Origin of the sequence: Acinetobacter lwoffii (assembly GCF_024129355.1) — a bacterium.
Lineage (GTDB): Bacteria > Pseudomonadota > Gammaproteobacteria > Pseudomonadales > Moraxellaceae > Acinetobacter > Acinetobacter lwoffii_I.
Window position 1 is genome coordinate 21208 of sequence record NZ_JAMXXP010000007.1, and the last position, 17189, is coordinate 38396.

Annotated in this window: 17 protein-coding genes; 12 read left to right on the plus strand and 5 right to left on the minus strand. The window is 43.1% G+C overall.

Features of this window, described 5'->3' with window-relative positions; translation table 11 throughout:
• The first annotated feature begins 228 nt into the window (after positions 1 to 228).
• The 10 genes from cyoA to alr all read left to right on the plus strand — a co-directional run bounded on the left by cyoA (position 229) and on the right by alr (position 9454).
• Positions 229 to 1323: a ubiquinol oxidase subunit II gene (gene cyoA / locus NI468_RS05740; protein ID WP_044108868.1), complete on the plus strand. Its 1095-nt coding sequence runs from the start codon at positions 229 to 231 to the stop codon at positions 1321 to 1323.
• Between the two features lie 3 nt (positions 1324 to 1326).
• Positions 1327 to 3315, plus strand: coding sequence for a cytochrome o ubiquinol oxidase subunit I (gene cyoB / locus NI468_RS05745; protein ID WP_253100577.1), 1989 nt, complete (start codon positions 1327 to 1329; stop codon positions 3313 to 3315).
• Between the two features lie 4 nt (positions 3316 to 3319).
• Complete coding sequence (cyoC, locus tag NI468_RS05750; protein ID WP_004278786.1) at positions 3320 to 3940, plus strand: cytochrome o ubiquinol oxidase subunit III; 621 nt, start codon at positions 3320 to 3322, stop codon at positions 3938 to 3940.
• Positions 3940 to 4266 carry a cytochrome o ubiquinol oxidase subunit IV gene (locus tag NI468_RS05755; protein ID WP_004645410.1) on the plus strand — a complete coding sequence of 109 codons (327 nt, stop codon included), beginning with the start codon at positions 3940 to 3942 and terminating at the stop codon, positions 4264 to 4266. Before cyoC ends, NI468_RS05755 begins: the two co-directional genes overlap by 1 nt.
• 10 nt (positions 4267 to 4276) lie before the next feature.
• On the plus strand, positions 4277 to 5155 hold the full coding sequence (cyoE, locus tag NI468_RS05760) for a heme o synthase (RefSeq protein WP_153566251.1): 879 nt from the start codon (positions 4277 to 4279) through the stop codon (positions 5153 to 5155).
• 437 nt (positions 5156 to 5592) lie between these two features.
• Positions 5593 to 5979, plus strand: coding sequence for a 30S ribosomal protein S6 (rpsF, locus tag NI468_RS05765; RefSeq protein WP_004278789.1), 387 nt, complete (start codon positions 5593 to 5595; stop codon positions 5977 to 5979).
• A gap of 12 nt (positions 5980 to 5991) precedes the next feature.
• Positions 5992 to 6219 carry a 30S ribosomal protein S18 gene (gene rpsR / locus NI468_RS05770; RefSeq protein ID WP_004278792.1) on the plus strand — a complete coding sequence of 76 codons (228 nt, stop codon included), beginning with the start codon at positions 5992 to 5994 and terminating at the stop codon, positions 6217 to 6219.
• A gap of 9 nt (positions 6220 to 6228) precedes the next feature.
• Positions 6229 to 6675: a 50S ribosomal protein L9 gene (gene rplI / locus NI468_RS05775; protein ID WP_004645413.1), complete on the plus strand. Its 447-nt coding sequence runs from the start codon at positions 6229 to 6231 to the stop codon at positions 6673 to 6675.
• Between the two features lie 216 nt (positions 6676 to 6891).
• Positions 6892 to 8334, plus strand: a complete 1443-nt coding sequence (dnaB, locus tag NI468_RS05780; RefSeq protein ID WP_253100580.1) for a replicative DNA helicase — start codon at positions 6892 to 6894, stop codon at positions 8332 to 8334.
• Between the two features lie 49 nt (positions 8335 to 8383).
• Positions 8384 to 9454 carry an alanine racemase gene (alr, locus tag NI468_RS05785; RefSeq protein WP_005263263.1) on the plus strand — a complete coding sequence of 357 codons (1071 nt, stop codon included), beginning with the start codon at positions 8384 to 8386 and terminating at the stop codon, positions 9452 to 9454.
• Between the two features lie 47 nt (positions 9455 to 9501).
• Here the strand turns inward: alr and NI468_RS05790 are convergent, their stop codons facing one another.
• From NI468_RS05790 to NI468_RS05810, 5 genes are all read right to left on the minus strand, one after another.
• A complete protein-coding gene (locus NI468_RS05790; RefSeq protein WP_005106614.1) occupies positions 9502 to 9933 on the minus strand; it encodes a BLUF domain-containing protein in 432 nt (143 codons plus the stop codon).
• Positions 9934 to 10015: 82 nt separating this feature from the next.
• Positions 10016 to 10750, minus strand: coding sequence for a proteasome-type protease (locus NI468_RS05795; protein WP_004278798.1), 735 nt, complete (start codon positions 10748 to 10750; stop codon positions 10016 to 10018).
• A 13-nt stretch (positions 10751 to 10763) separates the two neighbouring features.
• Entirely contained in the window at positions 10764 to 11543 is a 780-nt protein-coding gene (locus tag NI468_RS05800) for a transglutaminase family protein (RefSeq protein ID WP_005252164.1), read from the minus strand.
• On the minus strand, positions 11540 to 12142 hold the full coding sequence (locus NI468_RS05805; protein WP_004278801.1) for an alpha-E domain-containing protein: 603 nt from the start codon (positions 12140 to 12142) through the stop codon (positions 11540 to 11542). Before NI468_RS05805 ends, NI468_RS05800 begins: the two co-directional genes overlap by 4 nt.
• Before the next feature lie 22 nt (positions 12143 to 12164).
• The gene (locus NI468_RS05810; RefSeq protein WP_253100583.1) at positions 12165 to 13724 is read right to left on the minus strand and encodes a circularly permuted type 2 ATP-grasp protein; all 1560 of its coding nucleotides are present in this window, start codon (positions 13722 to 13724) and stop codon (positions 12165 to 12167) included.
• A gap of 240 nt (positions 13725 to 13964) precedes the next feature.
• On the opposite strand from NI468_RS05810, the gene NI468_RS05815 reads away from it, so the two are divergent.
• Both NI468_RS05815 and NI468_RS05820 read left to right on the plus strand, forming a co-directional pair.
• A complete protein-coding gene (locus tag NI468_RS05815; RefSeq protein ID WP_004278803.1) occupies positions 13965 to 14972 on the plus strand; it encodes a helix-turn-helix transcriptional regulator in 1008 nt (335 codons plus the stop codon).
• A 501-nt stretch (positions 14973 to 15473) separates the two neighbouring features.
• Entirely contained in the window at positions 15474 to 17144 is a 1671-nt protein-coding gene (locus tag NI468_RS05820; RefSeq protein WP_253100586.1) for an FMN-binding glutamate synthase family protein, read from the plus strand.
• Positions 17145 to 17189: the final 45 nt, after the last annotated feature.

Sequence of the window (17189 nt, forward strand, 5' to 3'; positions counted from 1 at the left end):
TCCCATAAATCCTCCCCAATCCAGACCAGCAAAATCGGTTTTTATTACAGGCATTTAAAGCGCCCTAGATATAGCTTAGTTCGTGAATCTCAGGCATAATGCCCTACAACGTAGCGGTGTATTGTGATTAATAGGATGTTTTGTAAAATTCAGCCTTTTTTGTCATATGCACTTTAATCGCTATCCCATATTAAATTAGGGAATGGGACTCTTCACCGAGGTTGTAAAATGAGACAAACGATTTTAGCTGTATTGTCTTTATCTGCGATGACTGCACTCTTGACCGGGTGTGGTGGTGATATGGTACTTCTGAACTCTAAAGGTCCAGTTGCAGCAGGTCAAAGTAACCTGATGATGACTGCGATTTACTTAATGCTTTTGGTGGTTATTCCATCAATCATCATGGCATTATGGTTCGGTTGGAAATATCGTGCATCGAATAAAGACGCAGACTATAAACCTACATGGACACACTCTACTGCGATTGAAATTGTAGTATGGGGTATCCCTGTCATTATTATTGGTATTTTAGCTTGGTTAACTTGGTGGGGCTCCCACAAGTATGACCCATACCGTCCAATTGAAGCAGATAAAGCGCCATTAACTGTTCAAGTTATTGCTGAGCAATTTAAATGGATCTTCATCTATCCTGAGCAAGGCATTGCAACTGTTAACGAATTGCGTTTCCCAGAGAAAACTCCGGTAAGCCTTCGTTTAACCTCTAACTTCACGATGAACTCGTTCTTCATCCCGGCGTTAAGTGGTCAGATTTATGCAATGGCAGGTATGCAAACTCACCTCAACCTATTAGCTGATGAAACTAGCCCAGCTGAAGGCTACCGTGGTTTCTCTTCAAACTATTCAGGTTACGGCTTCTCACAAATGCGCTTCCGTGCACATTCTGTGACTGATGCCCAGTTTGCCGAATGGGTTTCTGCTATTCAGGCAGGAAACGGTACTTCAGTTAACCCTAATGCAGTACAAAAAACTGTTCTAGACCAAGCTGAATTTGCAAGCTTACGTGACGGTAACCGCGGTGTTCACCAGATCGAAGCGATTATTGCAAGAGCTAAGACTCCTGAAGAGAAGGCTGCTGCTGAAGCAATGAAGCCTTACCCTACTAAGCCACATCCTGTGACTTACTACTCTTCTGTAGAGCAAGGTTTGTTTGAATCTGTGATTCACAAGTATATGAGTAACTACCACGGTGCTGACCATTCAGCTCCTGTAGAAGCTGCAGCGACTGATGCTGTTGCTCATGAAGCGTCTGCTTCTGAAGCTCATGTAGCTGGTGAACATGCGACTGCTTCTCAAGGAGAATAAGACATGAGCTTCTTAGGTAAGTTAGGTCCGGATGCAATTCCTTACGATCCAATCGTATTGGCAACTGTTGCAATGATGATCTTGGGTGGTATCGCAGTTGTTGCCGGTATTACCTACTTCAAAAAATGGGGCTACCTGTGGAACGAATGGTTCACATCTGTAGACCATAAAAAAATTGGTATCATGTACCTGTTCGTATCGATCATCATGCTGGTGCGTGGTTTCGCCGATGCGATCATGATGCGTCTTCAGCAGTTCCTTGCAAAAGGTGGCGGCGAAGGTTATTTACACCCTGAGCATTACGATCAGATCTTTACCGCGCATGGCGTGATCATGATCTTCTTCGTGGCAATGGGTCTTGTTGTTGGTTTGATGAACATCTCTGTACCGCTTCAAATCGGTGCACGTGACGTTGCATTTCCATTATTAAACTCACTCAGCTTCTGGTTATTCGCCGGTGCTGCGGGTCTAATGATGGTGTCACTCGCGTTAGGTGAGTTCGCTGCAACAGGCTGGATGGCATACCCTCCACTGTCTGGCATTGAATACTCTCCAGGCGTAGGTATGGACTACTATATCTGGGCACTGCAAATTTCAGGTCTGGGTACGCTATTAACGGGTGTTAACTTCTTCGTTACCATCATCAAAATGCGTGCGCCTGGCATGAAACTTATGGAAATGCCAATCTTTACCTGGACATCTTTATGTACAGCAGTATTGATTATTGCGGCTTTCCCAGTGTTGACTGCAACAATTGCAATGTTAACGCTTGACCGTTACTTCGGTTTCCACTTCTTTACTAACGACTTGGGTGGTAGCCCGATGTTGTACGTGAACTTGATTTGGACTTGGGGTCACCCGGAAGTATATATCTTGGTATTACCAGCATTTGGTATTTACTCAGAAGTTGTTGCGACTTTCTCGCGCAAAGCATTGTTCGGTTACAAATCAATGGTGTATGCAACAGTAGCAATCACAGTATTGTCATTCGTTGTATGGGTTCACCACTTCTTTACCATGGGTGCAGGTGCCAACGTTAACGCGTTCTTCGGTATCATGACCATGATTATTGCGATTCCGACTGGTGTGAAAATCTTCTCTTGGTTATTCACCATGTACAAGGGTCGTATTGTTTACACTACTCCAATGCTGTGGACACTAGGCTTCCTGGTAACTTTCGGTATCGGTGGTTTAACAGGTGTATTGATGGCGGTTCCACCAGCGGACTTCCTGGTACATAACTCTTTATTCCTGATTGCTCACTTCCATAACGTAATTATTGGTGGTGTAGTATTTGCGATGTTCGCAGGTATCATCTTCTACTGGCCGAAAATGTTCGGTTGGAGACTGAATGAGACTTGGGGTAAAGCAGCGTTCTGGTTCTGGTTCTTCGGTTTCTACTTTGCGTTCATGCCACTTTATATCCTTGGTTTCATGGGTATGACACGTCGTTTGAATACATTTGACAACCCAGAATGGGACCCGTATGTAAATATCGCGATGTTCGGTGCAGTTCTGATTGCGCTTGGTATCGTATGTTTCGTTCTGCAAATCGTGGTTGGTTTCTTACAACGTGACCAACGTCTGGATTTGACTGGCGATCCATGGGATGGTCGTACCCTTGAATGGGCGACATCTTCTCCTGCTCCGTTCTATAACTTTGCTCATCTTCCAAAGATCAATGGTATTGATACTTTCTGGATCGAGAAAGAAAATGGTGTTGCGTATGCAAAACCAACGAAGTACGAAGATATCCACATGCCGACTAACCGTGCTGCCGGTTTCGTTATCGCGATGTTCATCACTGTTATGGGCTTCGGTTTAATCTGGCACATCTGGTGGTTAGTAGTTGTTACGTTCATTGCTTCTATCATTAGCTTCATCGTGTCTTCTTTCACCAAGAAAGTGGATTACTATGTTCCAGCTGCTGAAGTTGAACGTATTGAAAACGAACGCTATGCGATTCTTGAAAAACACTTGAAGAAGGACTAAGACAATGGCTGAAGTACTTCATCACGATAACCACGGACACGATGAGCATCATCATCACGATGATACTGACATCACCGTCTTTGGTTTCTGGACTTACTTGATGAGTGACCTTGTCCTGTTCGGTACACTCTTCATTGCGTTCGCTGTTTTGAGTAGCCACATTCCTGTGGGTACTCCAAGTGCGAGAGACCTGTTTGGCGACTCTTTAGGTTTCGTTCTTACTGAAACCTTCGCCCTCTTGATCTCTTCTGTAACCTTTGGTTTTGCGGTTCTTGCTGCATACAAAAAAGACGTTGCAAAAGTACTGACTTGGTTAGCGATTACTTGGGTATTCGGTGCTATCTTCATCGGCATGGAACTATATGAGTTCAATCACTTAGTTCATGCTGGTCACGGTCCAAGCACAAGTGCGTTCTTATCTGCGTTCTTTACTTTGGTAGGTACGCACGGTATTCACGTAACTTCTGGTCTGGTCTGGATGATCGTGCTTATGGTTCAAATCAAGAAATATGGTTTGACTCTTGCAAACACGCGTCGTCTAGCTTGCCTAAGCTTGTTCTGGCACTTCCTTGACATCGTTTGGATCTGTGTATTCAGCGTAGTTTACTTGATGGGAGTTCTGTAATGAGTCACGATCATAACGCTGCTGGCGAATCACACGGTAACGTTAAGCAATATACCGTTGGCTTCATCCTTTCTGTCATCCTTACCGTAATTCCATTCGGTATGGTGATGGCAGGCGGTTTTGGCCGTGGTATCTTGATTACTGTCATCGCGATTACTGCGGTTGCTCAGATTCTTGTGCAGTTAATTTACTTCCTGCATATGAACTCTTCTTCAGAGCAACGCTGGAACGTGATTGCATTCGTGTATACCATCTTAACTATCGCTATTCTTTTAGTGGGTTCTGTATGGATCATGAATTACCTACACTACAACATGATGATCTAAACTGGTCGTCATGCTGAAAAAGTATTTATTCCTGACTAAGCCAGGAATTCTCTTCGGTAACTTTGTTACCACTTTGGGTGGCTACTTCGTAGCCACCCAAGGTTCTGTAGATTTCCTTCTCCTGCTTATTACCCTTCTCGGTACTACGCTTGTCGTAGCATCAGGATGTGTGGTCAACAACGTGATTGACCAGGACATCGACCAAAAAATGCAGCGCACTCAAAACCGTGCACTGGTCACCAAAACCATTTCCGAACCTGTTGCCCTGGCCTTTGCTCTGGTATTAGGCATCGTTGGTTTTAGTCTTTTATGGTTCTGGGTAAATGCGTACGCTTTCTTATTCGCGGTGATTGGTTTTGTCGTATATGTTGGTTTTTACAGCCTATGGACAAAACGAACCACAATTCATCAAACTGTTGTAGGCAGTATTTCTGGTGCAGCTCCGCCTGTCATTGGTTATACCGCAGTAGCCAATCAATTTGACCTCGGTGCGTTACTGATCTTTTTAGGTTATGCGCTATGGCAAATGCCTCACTCATGGGCGATTGCGATTTACCGCTTTGATGATTACAAAAATGCAGGCATTCCGATTTTGCCTGTAGCGCGTTCGATTCATCGTACCAAGATTGAATCACTGGTTTATGTGGTGTTATTCACACTAACCATGAATGCGTTATTTGTCTTTGGTTATGCCAACTGGTTCTATGCAGTGATTTTAAACTTACTGTGCATTTACTGGTTGTATATCGGTGTCATTGGCTTTAAAGCTGAAAATGATCAACTTTGGGCAAAGAAATATTTCTTGTTCTCGGTGATCCTGATTACTGTCATCAGTATTATCTTTAGTTTTACCTCAACTGCACCATCTACACAGATTGTGTTTTTTTAAAAAGATAGAGTTAGTCTCTATCTTTTTTTATTTTGATTTTTCCTAGCCCCCATTCCAAGTATCTGTAGAGCAGAATCAAAATCTCTGCTTTAGAACCTCCCTCTCTTTTCTTATCTCTGATAAATTTACCGTTTTTTGGTTTTAGCCTGACATTGATAATGTGTATGCAGATTTTAAGTTAGAGAAAGCCACTTGATATTCTCAATAGTACATTTGCTGAATTTAAGCAGTCGAACCCTGCTGTTTTAAAGTTAATGTGGTTTTCTATTAAAAGATCTGACTATAGATATAATTTCGCAAAAATGTCTTATTTGGTTGAAATTATCCCTAAAGATCACTACAATTCCCCCTTCGCAAACACTGCGACACAACTTTGGTTGTGACTCCTTGCTTCAATTTACTTAAATTGGGGCTGTCCAAACCGTAAGGAGCTGACAATGCGTCATTACGAAATCGTACTTTTAGTACACCCTGATCAAAGCGATCAAGTAGTTGGTATGGTAGAACGCTACCTAACTCACATCAAAGAAGCTGAAGGTCAAATTCACCGTCTTGAAGACTGGGGCCGTCGTCAATTGGCTTACCCAATCAACAAGATCCACAAAGCTCACTACATTCTTATGAATGTTGAGTGTGGTCAAACTACTCTTGATGAGCTTGAAGAATTGTTCCGTTATAACGACGCAATCATTCGTAGCCTTATCATTCGTCGTGAAAACGCTATCACTGAAGAGTCACTATTGGCGAAGAGTGCTGAAGAAAAACGTGCGCGTAAAGCTCAACGTGAAGAAGCACAACACGCTCAAGACTCTGCTGAAGCTTAAGGAGAACATAACATGGCACGTTTTTACCGTCGTCGCAAGTTCTGCCGCTTTACAGCTGAGAACGTTACGTACATCGACTACAAAGATATCGACACTTTAAAACAGTACATCACTGAAAACGGCAAGATTGTTCCTAGCCGTATTACAGGTACTAAAGCTCGTTACCAACGTCAATTAGCGTTAGCTATCAAACAAGCTCGCTACTTGTCTTTGATCCCTTACACTGACAATCATAAGTGAGGTTGAGCTGTGGATATTATCTTATTACAACGCATTAAAAACCTAGGTAAACTAGGCGATAAAGTTTCAGTTAAAGCTGGTTACGGCCGTAACTTCCTTATCCCACAAGGTATGGCAGTTGCTGCAACAGAATCAAATACTGCTGCTTTTGAAGCTCGTCGTGCTGAACTTGAGAAAGCTGAAGCTGATGTTTTAGCTGCTGCTCAAGCACGTGCTGACCAATTGAACGAAGTGAACATCGTTATCACTGCGAAAGCTGGTGACGAAGGTAAACTATTCGGTTCTATCGGTACTCGTGACATCGCTGACGCGTTGACAAATGCTGGTCTAGAAGTAGACCGTGCTGAAGTACGTCTTCCAAATGGCGCGCTTCGTCATACTGGCGAATTTAACATCGCAATCCAATTGCACCATGATGTTACTGCAGAAGTTCTAGTTACTATCGTAGCTGAGTAATTTCTCGCCTCAAAAAGAGCATGCGAAAGCATGCTCTTTTTTTATCTCTAAAAAATATAATCTAGCCAACACTGTCAAATTCATTTTATTATTCGTGTTTACAAAAAATTGCACTTCGCATTTTTGATCAGAGCGCGTATCATTTCATCTCGTAGTGAATAAACGCTATTCATCTCCGACGATATTTAACCATTGTATTTAAAATCAGGGATTTATATGTCACAGGCGAATGCCAGCAAAAAGGTAGCTACTGCTAAACCGGAAATTGTTACTGAAAATAGCAATCTCAAGGAGTTCCGTACTCCGCCACACAATTTAGCAATTGAACAGGCTGTACTTGCTGCCCTTATGACTGTGGCTGAATCTTTTGAACAGGTCGGTGATGTGCTGACCGAAAATGATTTTTATGCCACCCGACATAAATATATCTTCCGTGCTATTGAGCAGCTCTCTAAAGAAAACTCGCCTTATGATGCGGTTCTGGTGCATGACTGGCTGATCAAACAGAATTTACTCGATGCAATTGGTGGCGAAGAATATCTGATGCAGTTAATGGCAGATTCGCCATCGAGTTTCTATAACCTGGAAACTTATGCAGGCAAAATTAAAGAATTCTCTACCCTGCGTAGTATGATTAAAGTCAGCTCTGAAATTTTACAAAATGCCTATGACACCAAAGGCCGCACTGTCAGTGAAATTCTGGATCTGGCTGAGACCAATATTTTCTCGATTGCCGAACAACATAATAACAATGCCAAAGCACAAGGGCCTAAGCCGATCAACTCGGTCGTCGCAGACGTATTTGATAAATTAAATGAACTGTCACAAATGGAAGGTAGCATTACCGGTTTAACTACTGGTTTTGTGGAACTGGATAACAAAACTTCCGGCATGCAATCCGGTGACTTGATTATTGTCGCGGCGCGTCCTTCCATGGGTAAAACCACCTTTGCCATGAATCTGGTCGAAAGCGTTTTATTCAATAACAATCTGCCTGCTCTGGTCTATTCAATGGAGATGCCGGCCGACTCGATCGCCATGCGTTTGATTTCATCATTTGGTCGCGTGCATCAGGGACATTTACGTTCTGGTAAAATGGATAGTGATGAATGGTCAAAAGTCACCAGTACCATTGTGCATTTACAAGAAAAAAATCTGTATATCGATGATTCTTCTGCCCTACCACCGACAGAGTTGCGTTCGCGTGCGCGTCGTATTGCCAAAATGCATGGCGGTAAACTTGGCTGTATCATGGTCGATTATCTTCAATTGATGAAAGTACCCGGCATGGGCGATAACCGTGTGGGCGAGATCTCGGAAATTTCACGAAGCTTAAAAGCCCTCGCCAAAGAAATGCAATGCCCTGTGATTGCTCTGTCGCAGTTGAACCGTGCGCTGGAAAACCGTCCCAACAAACGTCCGGTGATGTCGGATTTGCGTGAATCCGGTGCGATCGAGCAGGATGCCGACTTGATCATGTTTATTTACCGTGATGAAGTTTATAACAAGGAATCTAAAGAAGCTGGCACTGCCGAAATTATTATCGGTAAACAACGTAACGGCCCGATTGGTACCGTGCGTCTGGCATTCGAAGGTCAATATACCCGCTTTAGTAATCTCTCGCCTGAATTCTATGCTCAGTATGATGACGAAGAGTAATCAGGCTCTCATCATCACATTCCCATCGTCCCTCTAGGAGTAATTTAGGGTGCGTCAAGCTACAGTTTATATTGACAGCGCAGCGCTGCAATATAATTTAAACCGTGTCAAACAACTTGCCCCAACCGCGAAAATCGTCAGCATGGTGAAAGCCAATGCTTATGGACATGGAGTTAAAGACTGCTTAGCAGCCTTAAGCGAAACCGATGCCTTTGGTGTCGCCTGCCTGCAAGAAGCCTTGGAAATTCGTGAATTGGGCTATCTACAGCCAATCACGCTTATCGAAGGTGTTTTTTCTGCAGATGAAATGCCAATCGTAATCGAACAAAATATTGAAGTCATTGTGCATCAACAGGCTCAAGTCGACTGGTTAATTGCACATAAAGATGCCTATATCGCCAAAGGTCTAAAAGTCTGGGTCAAACTGAATAGCGGCATGAACCGCCTAGGTTTTAAGATTGATGTGATTAAAACCGTGATCAATCAGTTGAAAGCAGAAGGCTTTACTTGTGTACTTGCCATGCACTTCGCTAATGCCGATGCCGAGCATCCACTGAATGATGAACAAATCCGTCAATTCCTAGAAATTAAAAATGACTGCGCCCCACTTTTAGCCTCTTGCTGTAACTCGGCTGCAATCTATAAATATCCAGAATTGCATTTTGACTATGTGCGTCCAGGGATCATGCTCTACGGTGCGACGCCCTTTTCAGACCGGGATGTGCATGATCTGGACTTAAAGCCGGTCATGACGTTTACAGCTGAAATTATTGCCTTGAATGATATTCAAGCAGGTGAGCATGTCGGTTATGGTTCGACATTTACCGCAAATCAAGACATGACGCTAGCCATTGTTTCAATTGGCTACGGTGATGGTTATCCACGTGCTTTCCCTAAACAGAACTATGTCGCAATCAATGGTCAGCAAACTCGCGTGATTGGCCGGGTTGCCATGGATATGATTGCTATTGATGTGACAGGACTAGATGTGCAATTAGGTACCGAAGTCGAACTTTGGGGTAAAACCCGTCTGGTTGATGATGTGGCTGAAGCGAATGGCACGATTGGTTATGAACTATTATGCAGGCTCAGCAATCGTCCACTACGCAAAATGGTCTGATCTAGTCCTCAAAATAAAAAAAGCCCAACCGATGTTGGGCTTTTTCTTTAGGCTGACTTTTGTTCTTCGCCCTGTTCTATGCATAATTGCATTAATAATGCATCGACATGGCTTTGCTGAAAAGCAAAAGGATTAAAGTCATCAAATCCCATTTCCCGACAGAATTGCTGGATCTGACTGCGTTTGGAAATATATTTCATGGACCAGTCCGGGAAACTTGGATATTCAATTTCCTTGGTTTCAAATAGTTTAATGTCCTGATGGCGAGGATCTTTATTCAGTCGCTCCACCAGCAGACTTTTTAAAGTGGGACATTCACCTTCGAGACATTGAAAAAAATGACCATCTGCGAAATAAAGTACACCTGTCACTTGATGCTGGTAATTAAAATCACGAGCTTCTTTCAGGATATTCGCTAAATCTTCGAGTAAGTCAGGTTTGGGAGAAGTACTTTTACTGGCGTAACAAAATTGGTACATGCGCTAACTCCTCTATTTTTATTATGCTGAACTGCATAGAAGTTAACACTGTACGCGAAAAACCTGAACCCGGATAGGTTTATTATAAGAAATACTCATTAGAGGGAACCGGAAGTTCTGCCAGTCCTTTTTTCAAGGTCTCTGACCATTGCCGGCTGATTGACGTGAAATACTCATCATCTTCGGCAATACGCTTGCCTCTTGGCATGATCAGACTGTCTTTTTTATAGACCAGCACATCGAGCGGCATGCCGACCGATACATTGGAACGTAGGGTCGATGCAAATGAAATCAGGGAACAGCGCAAAGCTTCATCCAGCGGCATATCATAAGTCAGCGCACGATCTAGAATCGGCTTACCATATTTACTTTCGCCAATCTGAAAATACGGCGTATCGCGTGTGGCACAGATAAAGTTCCCTTGCGGATAGACATGATAAAGCTGCATATCCTGATCTTTAAGTTGCCCCCCGACCAGCAGATTGCAATAATAATTACTTTGTTCCGAAATATCGCTTGTAACATTCGCAATCACTTTTTTCAGCATACTTCCCACCAGCTCAGCGACATCAAACATGGTGTGCAGACTCAAGATATTGGGTTCCTGCTTCAGTTCGAGCTGATTTTTGATATGCCCAATTACGGCTTGTGTTGTTGCCAGATTTCCGGATGCCTGTATGACGATCATACGTTCACCAGGAATACCAAAGGTATACAACTTTCGAAATACAGAAATGTGATCTACTCCGGCATTGGTCCGGGTATCACTGATAAAAAGCATACCTTGCTCTAAACGTAGTGCACAACAATACGTCATTCATTCGTCCTTATTAACATCCTAGCACTTGAACGATGGAATGCATGGATTCCACACCGCCCTTTTCTCTGACACCGCGTACCGGCGCCACATCCCAATAATCCCGTCCAATCGCCACATAAACATGCGAACTTGGAGTAAACAACAGATTACTGACATCAAAACAATACCATGTCTGGTCTACAAACACCTCTACCCAAGCGTGACTGGCCAGATGCGAAGCATTTTGTGCATATAAATAACCAGAAACATAGCGTGCAGGCAAACCTAGATATTTGCACATGGCAATAAAAATATGACTATGGTCCTGACAGACGCCCTGTCTGGACTCAAAGGCATCTATTGCAGAGCCTTGCACTGAAGTACTGTTGGAAATATAAGGCACATGCTCCAGCAAGGCCTGTGCCAGTCCAATCAAATGCTGACGGGTTAATGCAGGAACATGACGTTGTGCAAAGTCTTTCATTGCTGCATTACATTGTGTCGATTCGGTCGGCTGTAGAAAAAGATTGGGATTGATTGAATCATTCAGTCCACTCTGATGCGCAGGATTCAGTTCAACAATCCCTTGCGCCATGATAGTCAGGGAATAATAAGGCTCCCGCTGGCTACAGGTCATCCACAGATTATGAAATGCATCTTTCCGGATTTCTTTATTACCCGGCACACTGATATCCCAAGAATGAACCCGCTGATGCGCATTGCTCGAAGGCATCATTTTAATGTACTGAATACTGTTCCTCACCTCGGCCGTGTACATATAGTGCGTTTGGTGATTCACCATCAATTTCATACATCTGCCTCAAACAGTTGATGGATATGGTCGCTAAACTGATAGAACTGAATCCGGTTCGGTTCTGTACGCAACTGTTCCCAGTACTGTTCTAGATCATTCCAGCCCATTTCTACCAGAATTCTGACCACATAATCAATCTTGCACAGTGTGGTACTGGTTTCTTCACCCAGACGTAACTGGTGATCGAGCTGTTCGACACATTGCCCTAAACTGAAAAACAGAAAGATATCGGAGGATTCGGCTTCAAGAATATCTTCACATTCCGTCACCACTTCACAGATATAACCAGCATTTTTGTCTGCGGTTTTGATCAGTTTCATCAGTTCCGCATAGCCTGAAGCAGACAGCACCCCTCGTAATTCCTGAATATTGTCTTTGGCCACTTTAAACTGCTGGCTAAAAGACGCCACTTGCGTAGGATCAAGTACTAGCTCATTTAGGGAACTGGCATCAAAGGCAGGTAAACAAAAGGCATGGGCATACGCCACTGCCGCTTCGTCTTCTAAAAATGGAAAGCGCGCACATAAAAAATGAGTGCGAGATAAATAACGCCCTAACCAAAAGATATGTTGCGCATTGCTATTCAGCAAAACCATGACATTTTCCTTCTTTGGAATCTTATGAATGTAAATTGTCGACTACCCAGGTATCTTTGATACCGCCACCTTGTGATGAATTCACCACCAGTGAGCCGGGCTGCATCGCCACACGGGTCAAGCCACCCTGTACGATTTCAGTACGATAAGGTGAACTCAGTACAAATGGGCGTAAGTCGATATGACGTTCAGCAATACCAAAATTGGTCAAAGTCGGACTAACCGATAAGTCCAAAGTTGGCTGCGCAATATATAAATGCGGCGCAGCTAAAATTTTCTCCCTGAAAGTTTCAATTTGCTGTTTAGACGCTTGTGGTCCAATGAGCATGCCATAACCGCCCGAACCCTGCGCTTCTTTCACCACCAGTTGATCCAGATGAGCCACGACATAGTCTAATTCTTCAGAATTACGACATTGATAAGTCGGAACATTTTTTAGAATTGGCTGCTCACCCAAATAAAAACGAATCATTTTGTCGACATATGGATAAACCGATTTGTCATCTGCCACACCGGTTCCCGGCGCATTGGCAATCACGACATTATTTTGCAAATAAGCCGACATCAAGCCAGCAACACCCAAAGTGCTATCCGGTTTAAAGCACAATGGATCAAGAAACGCATCATCGACCCGTCTATAAATAACATCGACTCGTTGACGACCATGTATGGTTTTTACATAAACCTTCGAGTCATCAACAAAAAGATCACGTGATGTTACCAATGGCACATCCATCTCCCTTGCAAGGAAGGCATGTTCATAGTAAGCGCTATTAAAACGTCCTGGGGTCAATACTACGACAAATGGCTTGTCGACGTAGGCATTTTCGATCAGGATTTCTTTCAATAATTGTGGATATTGCTCAATTCCGGCAATCTTGGACTGCTCGAATACTTTCGGCATGAGTTTTTCACTGATCTTGCGGCATTCCAGCATATAAGATACGCCAGATGGCGTTCTGAGATTATCTTCTAAGACATAAAACTCGCCCCTGGAATCACGGATCACATCGATTCCGCTAATCTGGCTATAAATTCCGCCTTTCAAGCTATGTTGATACATATGCGGCTGATAGGCCTCATGAGTTAAAATCTGCAATTCAGGAATGATATTGGCTTTTAAAATGTCCTGTTGATGATAAATATCATGTAAGAATAAATTTAGCGCCCGTACCCGTTGTGCCGAGCCCAAAGCCACCATATTCCACTGCTTCCGATCTATGACTCGCGGAATGATATCGTAAGGAATAGTGCGCTCTACACCTTCTTCATCGCCATAAACGGTAAAGGTAATACCGTGATGTAAAAAATGTTCTTTTGCTACCTGATTCAGTGCATTGAGTTCATCCAGCGTATGTTTTGATAACCATTCTTCCAGTCTGTGACCTGCCTGACTGGACAGCACATGCTCATCTTGCATTTCATTAAAGAACTTCGAAGATAACTGCTGCAATAAAAGTTGTGGATTTGTTGTAGTAGATACCGCTATAGTTTTAGTGTCTATAAAATTTTTTCCAATATTCTGGGAACTAAATTTATCAATTGTTTCAATCACATTTGTATCCTGATTTCCTTTAAGCATACAAACCCCCGTATTATCATCTATTATAATTAAATCAAAGCAATATCCATGCCATGACATCTGTATTTCAATTACCATTAATCTAATAAATGCCCTTTGAACTCAATGCTATTTTCGACCAAGTTGTTTTAGAATTGTAGGACAAATGTTGCACAGAGGGACTTGCGAAAAAATGAGAGTTTTTTTATTGTGTTAAGCTAAGCCTAAATCCCCTCTTCTTTATTGCCAGCAAAATAAATTATGTCAGCACAAGAAAAAGAAACTTCAAACAGTCTGTATCGCCAATGGCAAATTTTGTCGCGTCTTTCTACCGGCAAATGGATGGGAACACGTGAATTACAGGAAATCCTGAATCGCGAAGGCATTGATATCAGTCTACGTACCATTCAGCGTGACCTGAATCAGATTGCGCAACGCTTTCCAATTGAAAGCAGTAAAACCACGCCGCAAGGCTGGCGTTGGCGTTCAGATGCGCCGCTGCAAAGTTTGCCGCATATGACCAGCTCGCAAGCGGTCACTTTCATGATGGTCGAAGAACATTTAAAACATCTGCTGCCACCGAGCCTGATCGAGGAAATGAATCCGTGGTTTGATCTGGCACGACGCAGTCTTTCTTCCCAGAACAATGTCCGGCAATGGATTAACCGCGTACGCATTGTTCCGGCCACCCAACCGCTGATTCCACCTGTGGTAGATAAGGCCGCGCAGCAAGCGGTGTATGAAGGCCTGTTACAGGACAAACAACTGGAATGTGTGTATCAGGGCCGTGGTCATAACAGCGAAGAAAAAACCTATATTCTCAATCCTCTGGCATTGGTACAAAAAGGGTCAATCATTTATCTGGTGTGTACCCGTCATGACAAATCGGATATCCAGACCTTTGCACTGCACCGCTTTAAATCGGCCGTCGTGCTGAATTCACGTGCCTTGCATCCGGTCAATTTCGATATTGATGATTATATTGATTCTGGTGCACTGGGCTTCCGGGTGGACTTCAACCATCCCACCGAAAATGTCACGCTTAAACTCAGCATGTCAGAGTCGGATGCGCATTACTTTGAGGAAAGCCAGCTCAGTAAAGACCAGAAAATTGAAAAAATGGAAGATGGCATGTCGCTGATCACTGCTACCGTGCCATTTACCTCTCAACTGGTCTGGTGGCTGCGTAGCTTTGGTAAAAAGATTAAACATATTGAACCGAGTATTGTGGCCAATGCAGTCGCTCAACTGGATGAGGAAAACCCTTAACTACACAGGCTTCATCCAGACTCTTTTAGGTATTCCAGAATAAAAAAATCCCCAAATTGGGGACTGGAGAATTATGCTTATATTTTTGTTCTTGTTGTGGTGATCTGCCGCTGTGCCAATCTGCTTTTCTTTGACACCCCGAAATGCAGCTTGAATGAAACATCAATATTTAAAAATGACTGAGACATGAGCAAGCCAGCTCAGCATCATTAAAGCGAATGGATTTTTTGGTCATGGTTTAAGACTCCTATATAGTGAATAAACCGACTATAAAGTCATCCGCCTTACTTGTGAAATAAATAGAATGCATGTCTTTTGCAGAATTTTTCTATAGTACTTTTTCCGCAAAATTTATCTGTAATCGCTGCTGATTCATTGCTTGGCTTAATACTATTTTCGGCAAGTTTATAAAATCGAATAACAATTCTCTGCTTGTATAAGATATCTCGCTCTGCACATCATAAAGCCCTATAGAAGTAGAAATAGGGACTTAATTTTACAATGGCTAACCCTGCTCAATTAGTACGTCACAAGCTGCTTAATACTTTCTTTTCCCGCCATTCGGTCTGGTTTGCCTGCATTCTGATTGCAGTAATTTTTACTACATTTCATATCGGTTATTCACCGCGTTATATCTATTATTTTATGCCGCAAACGTTAGTGAATACCCTATGGATCCTGAGCATTCTGCTGAGTTTGCTGGGTTTGTATGATGTACTACAAAATAAGCATTCCATTCTGAAAAATTATCCCATTATGGGACATTTCCGCTTTATCTTTGAGGAATTCCGTCCCGAGATTCGTCAGTATTTTATTGAAGCCGACCGGGACGCACTGCCTTTTTCCCGTATGCAGCGCAGTCTGGTGTATCAGCGGGCAAAAAATGAAAATTCTGATAAACCTTTCGGCTCGATTCTGAATGTCTATGAAGATAATTACCGCTTTGTTAGTCATTCCATCACGCCCTGCAAAGTTGCTGATCCGCAGACTTTTCGTATCCTGATTGGAAATGAGCAATGTACCCAGCCCTTTTCAGCTTCTATTTTAAATATTTCAGCCATGAGCTTTGGCAGCATGAGTGCCAATGCGATACGTGCACTTAATCTCGGCGCTCAAAAAGGTGATTTTTTCCATGATACAGGCGAAGGCAGTATCAGTCCCTACCATCTGGAATATGGCGGTGATCTGGTCTGGGAAATTGGCAGTGGTTATTTTGGCTGCCGTACTTTAGATGGACAATTCGATCCGGAACGTTTTGCTGCACAAGCCAAACTACCCCAAGTAAAGATGATTGAAATCAAGCTTTCGCAAGGCGCAAAACCTGGCCATGGCGGTATTTTACCTAAAAGTAAAATTTCGGAAGAAATTGCCCAAATTCGAGGCATCAGCCGTGATCATGATTGTGTTTCACCTTCGAGTCATCCGGCATTTAGCACACCGATTGAAATGATGCATTTCATACAAAAATTACGTGAACTTTCCAACGGAAAACCGGTCGGATTTAAGCTGTGTCTGGGTCAACCGTGGCAGTTTATGAGCATGGTCAAAGCCATGTTACATACCCAGATTTATCCAGATTTTATTGTGGTTGATGGCTCTGAAGGTGGAACGGGAGCTGCACCCATTGAATTAATTGACTATGTTGGCGCCCCTTTAAGAGAAGGTTTGCTGTTTGTACACAATACCCTTGTTGGTGCAGGATTGAGAGATAAGATCAAAATTGGTGCAAGTGGTAAAATAATTAGTGCATTCGATATTGCCAGTACGCTTGCCATTGGTGCGGATTGGGTGAACTCTGCCCGTGGTTTTATGTTTGCAGTGGGCTGTATTCAGGCACAAAGTTGTCATACCAATCAGTGCCCTGTCGGAGTCACCACCCAAGACAAAGATCGCCAGAAAGCCTTACACGTGCCGACCAAGGCGGAACGGGTGTTTCATTTTCATAAAAACACCTTACATGCTCTGTCTGAACTGATTGCTTCCGCTGGTCTAAAACACCCTTCCGCTATTAAGGCACATCATCTGGCACAACGTGTTAATAATCACGAAATAAAGAACTTTGCGCAGATCCATTTCTGGCTCAAAGAAGGCGAATTATTGACCTGTGAAAATAAGGATGAGGAGAACTTTTATTTCCGGATGTGGAACTTGGCCAAATTAGAAAAATTTTAAATCGATAACATTAAAACCAAAAAAAGGCGTTTTCGTAAACGCCTT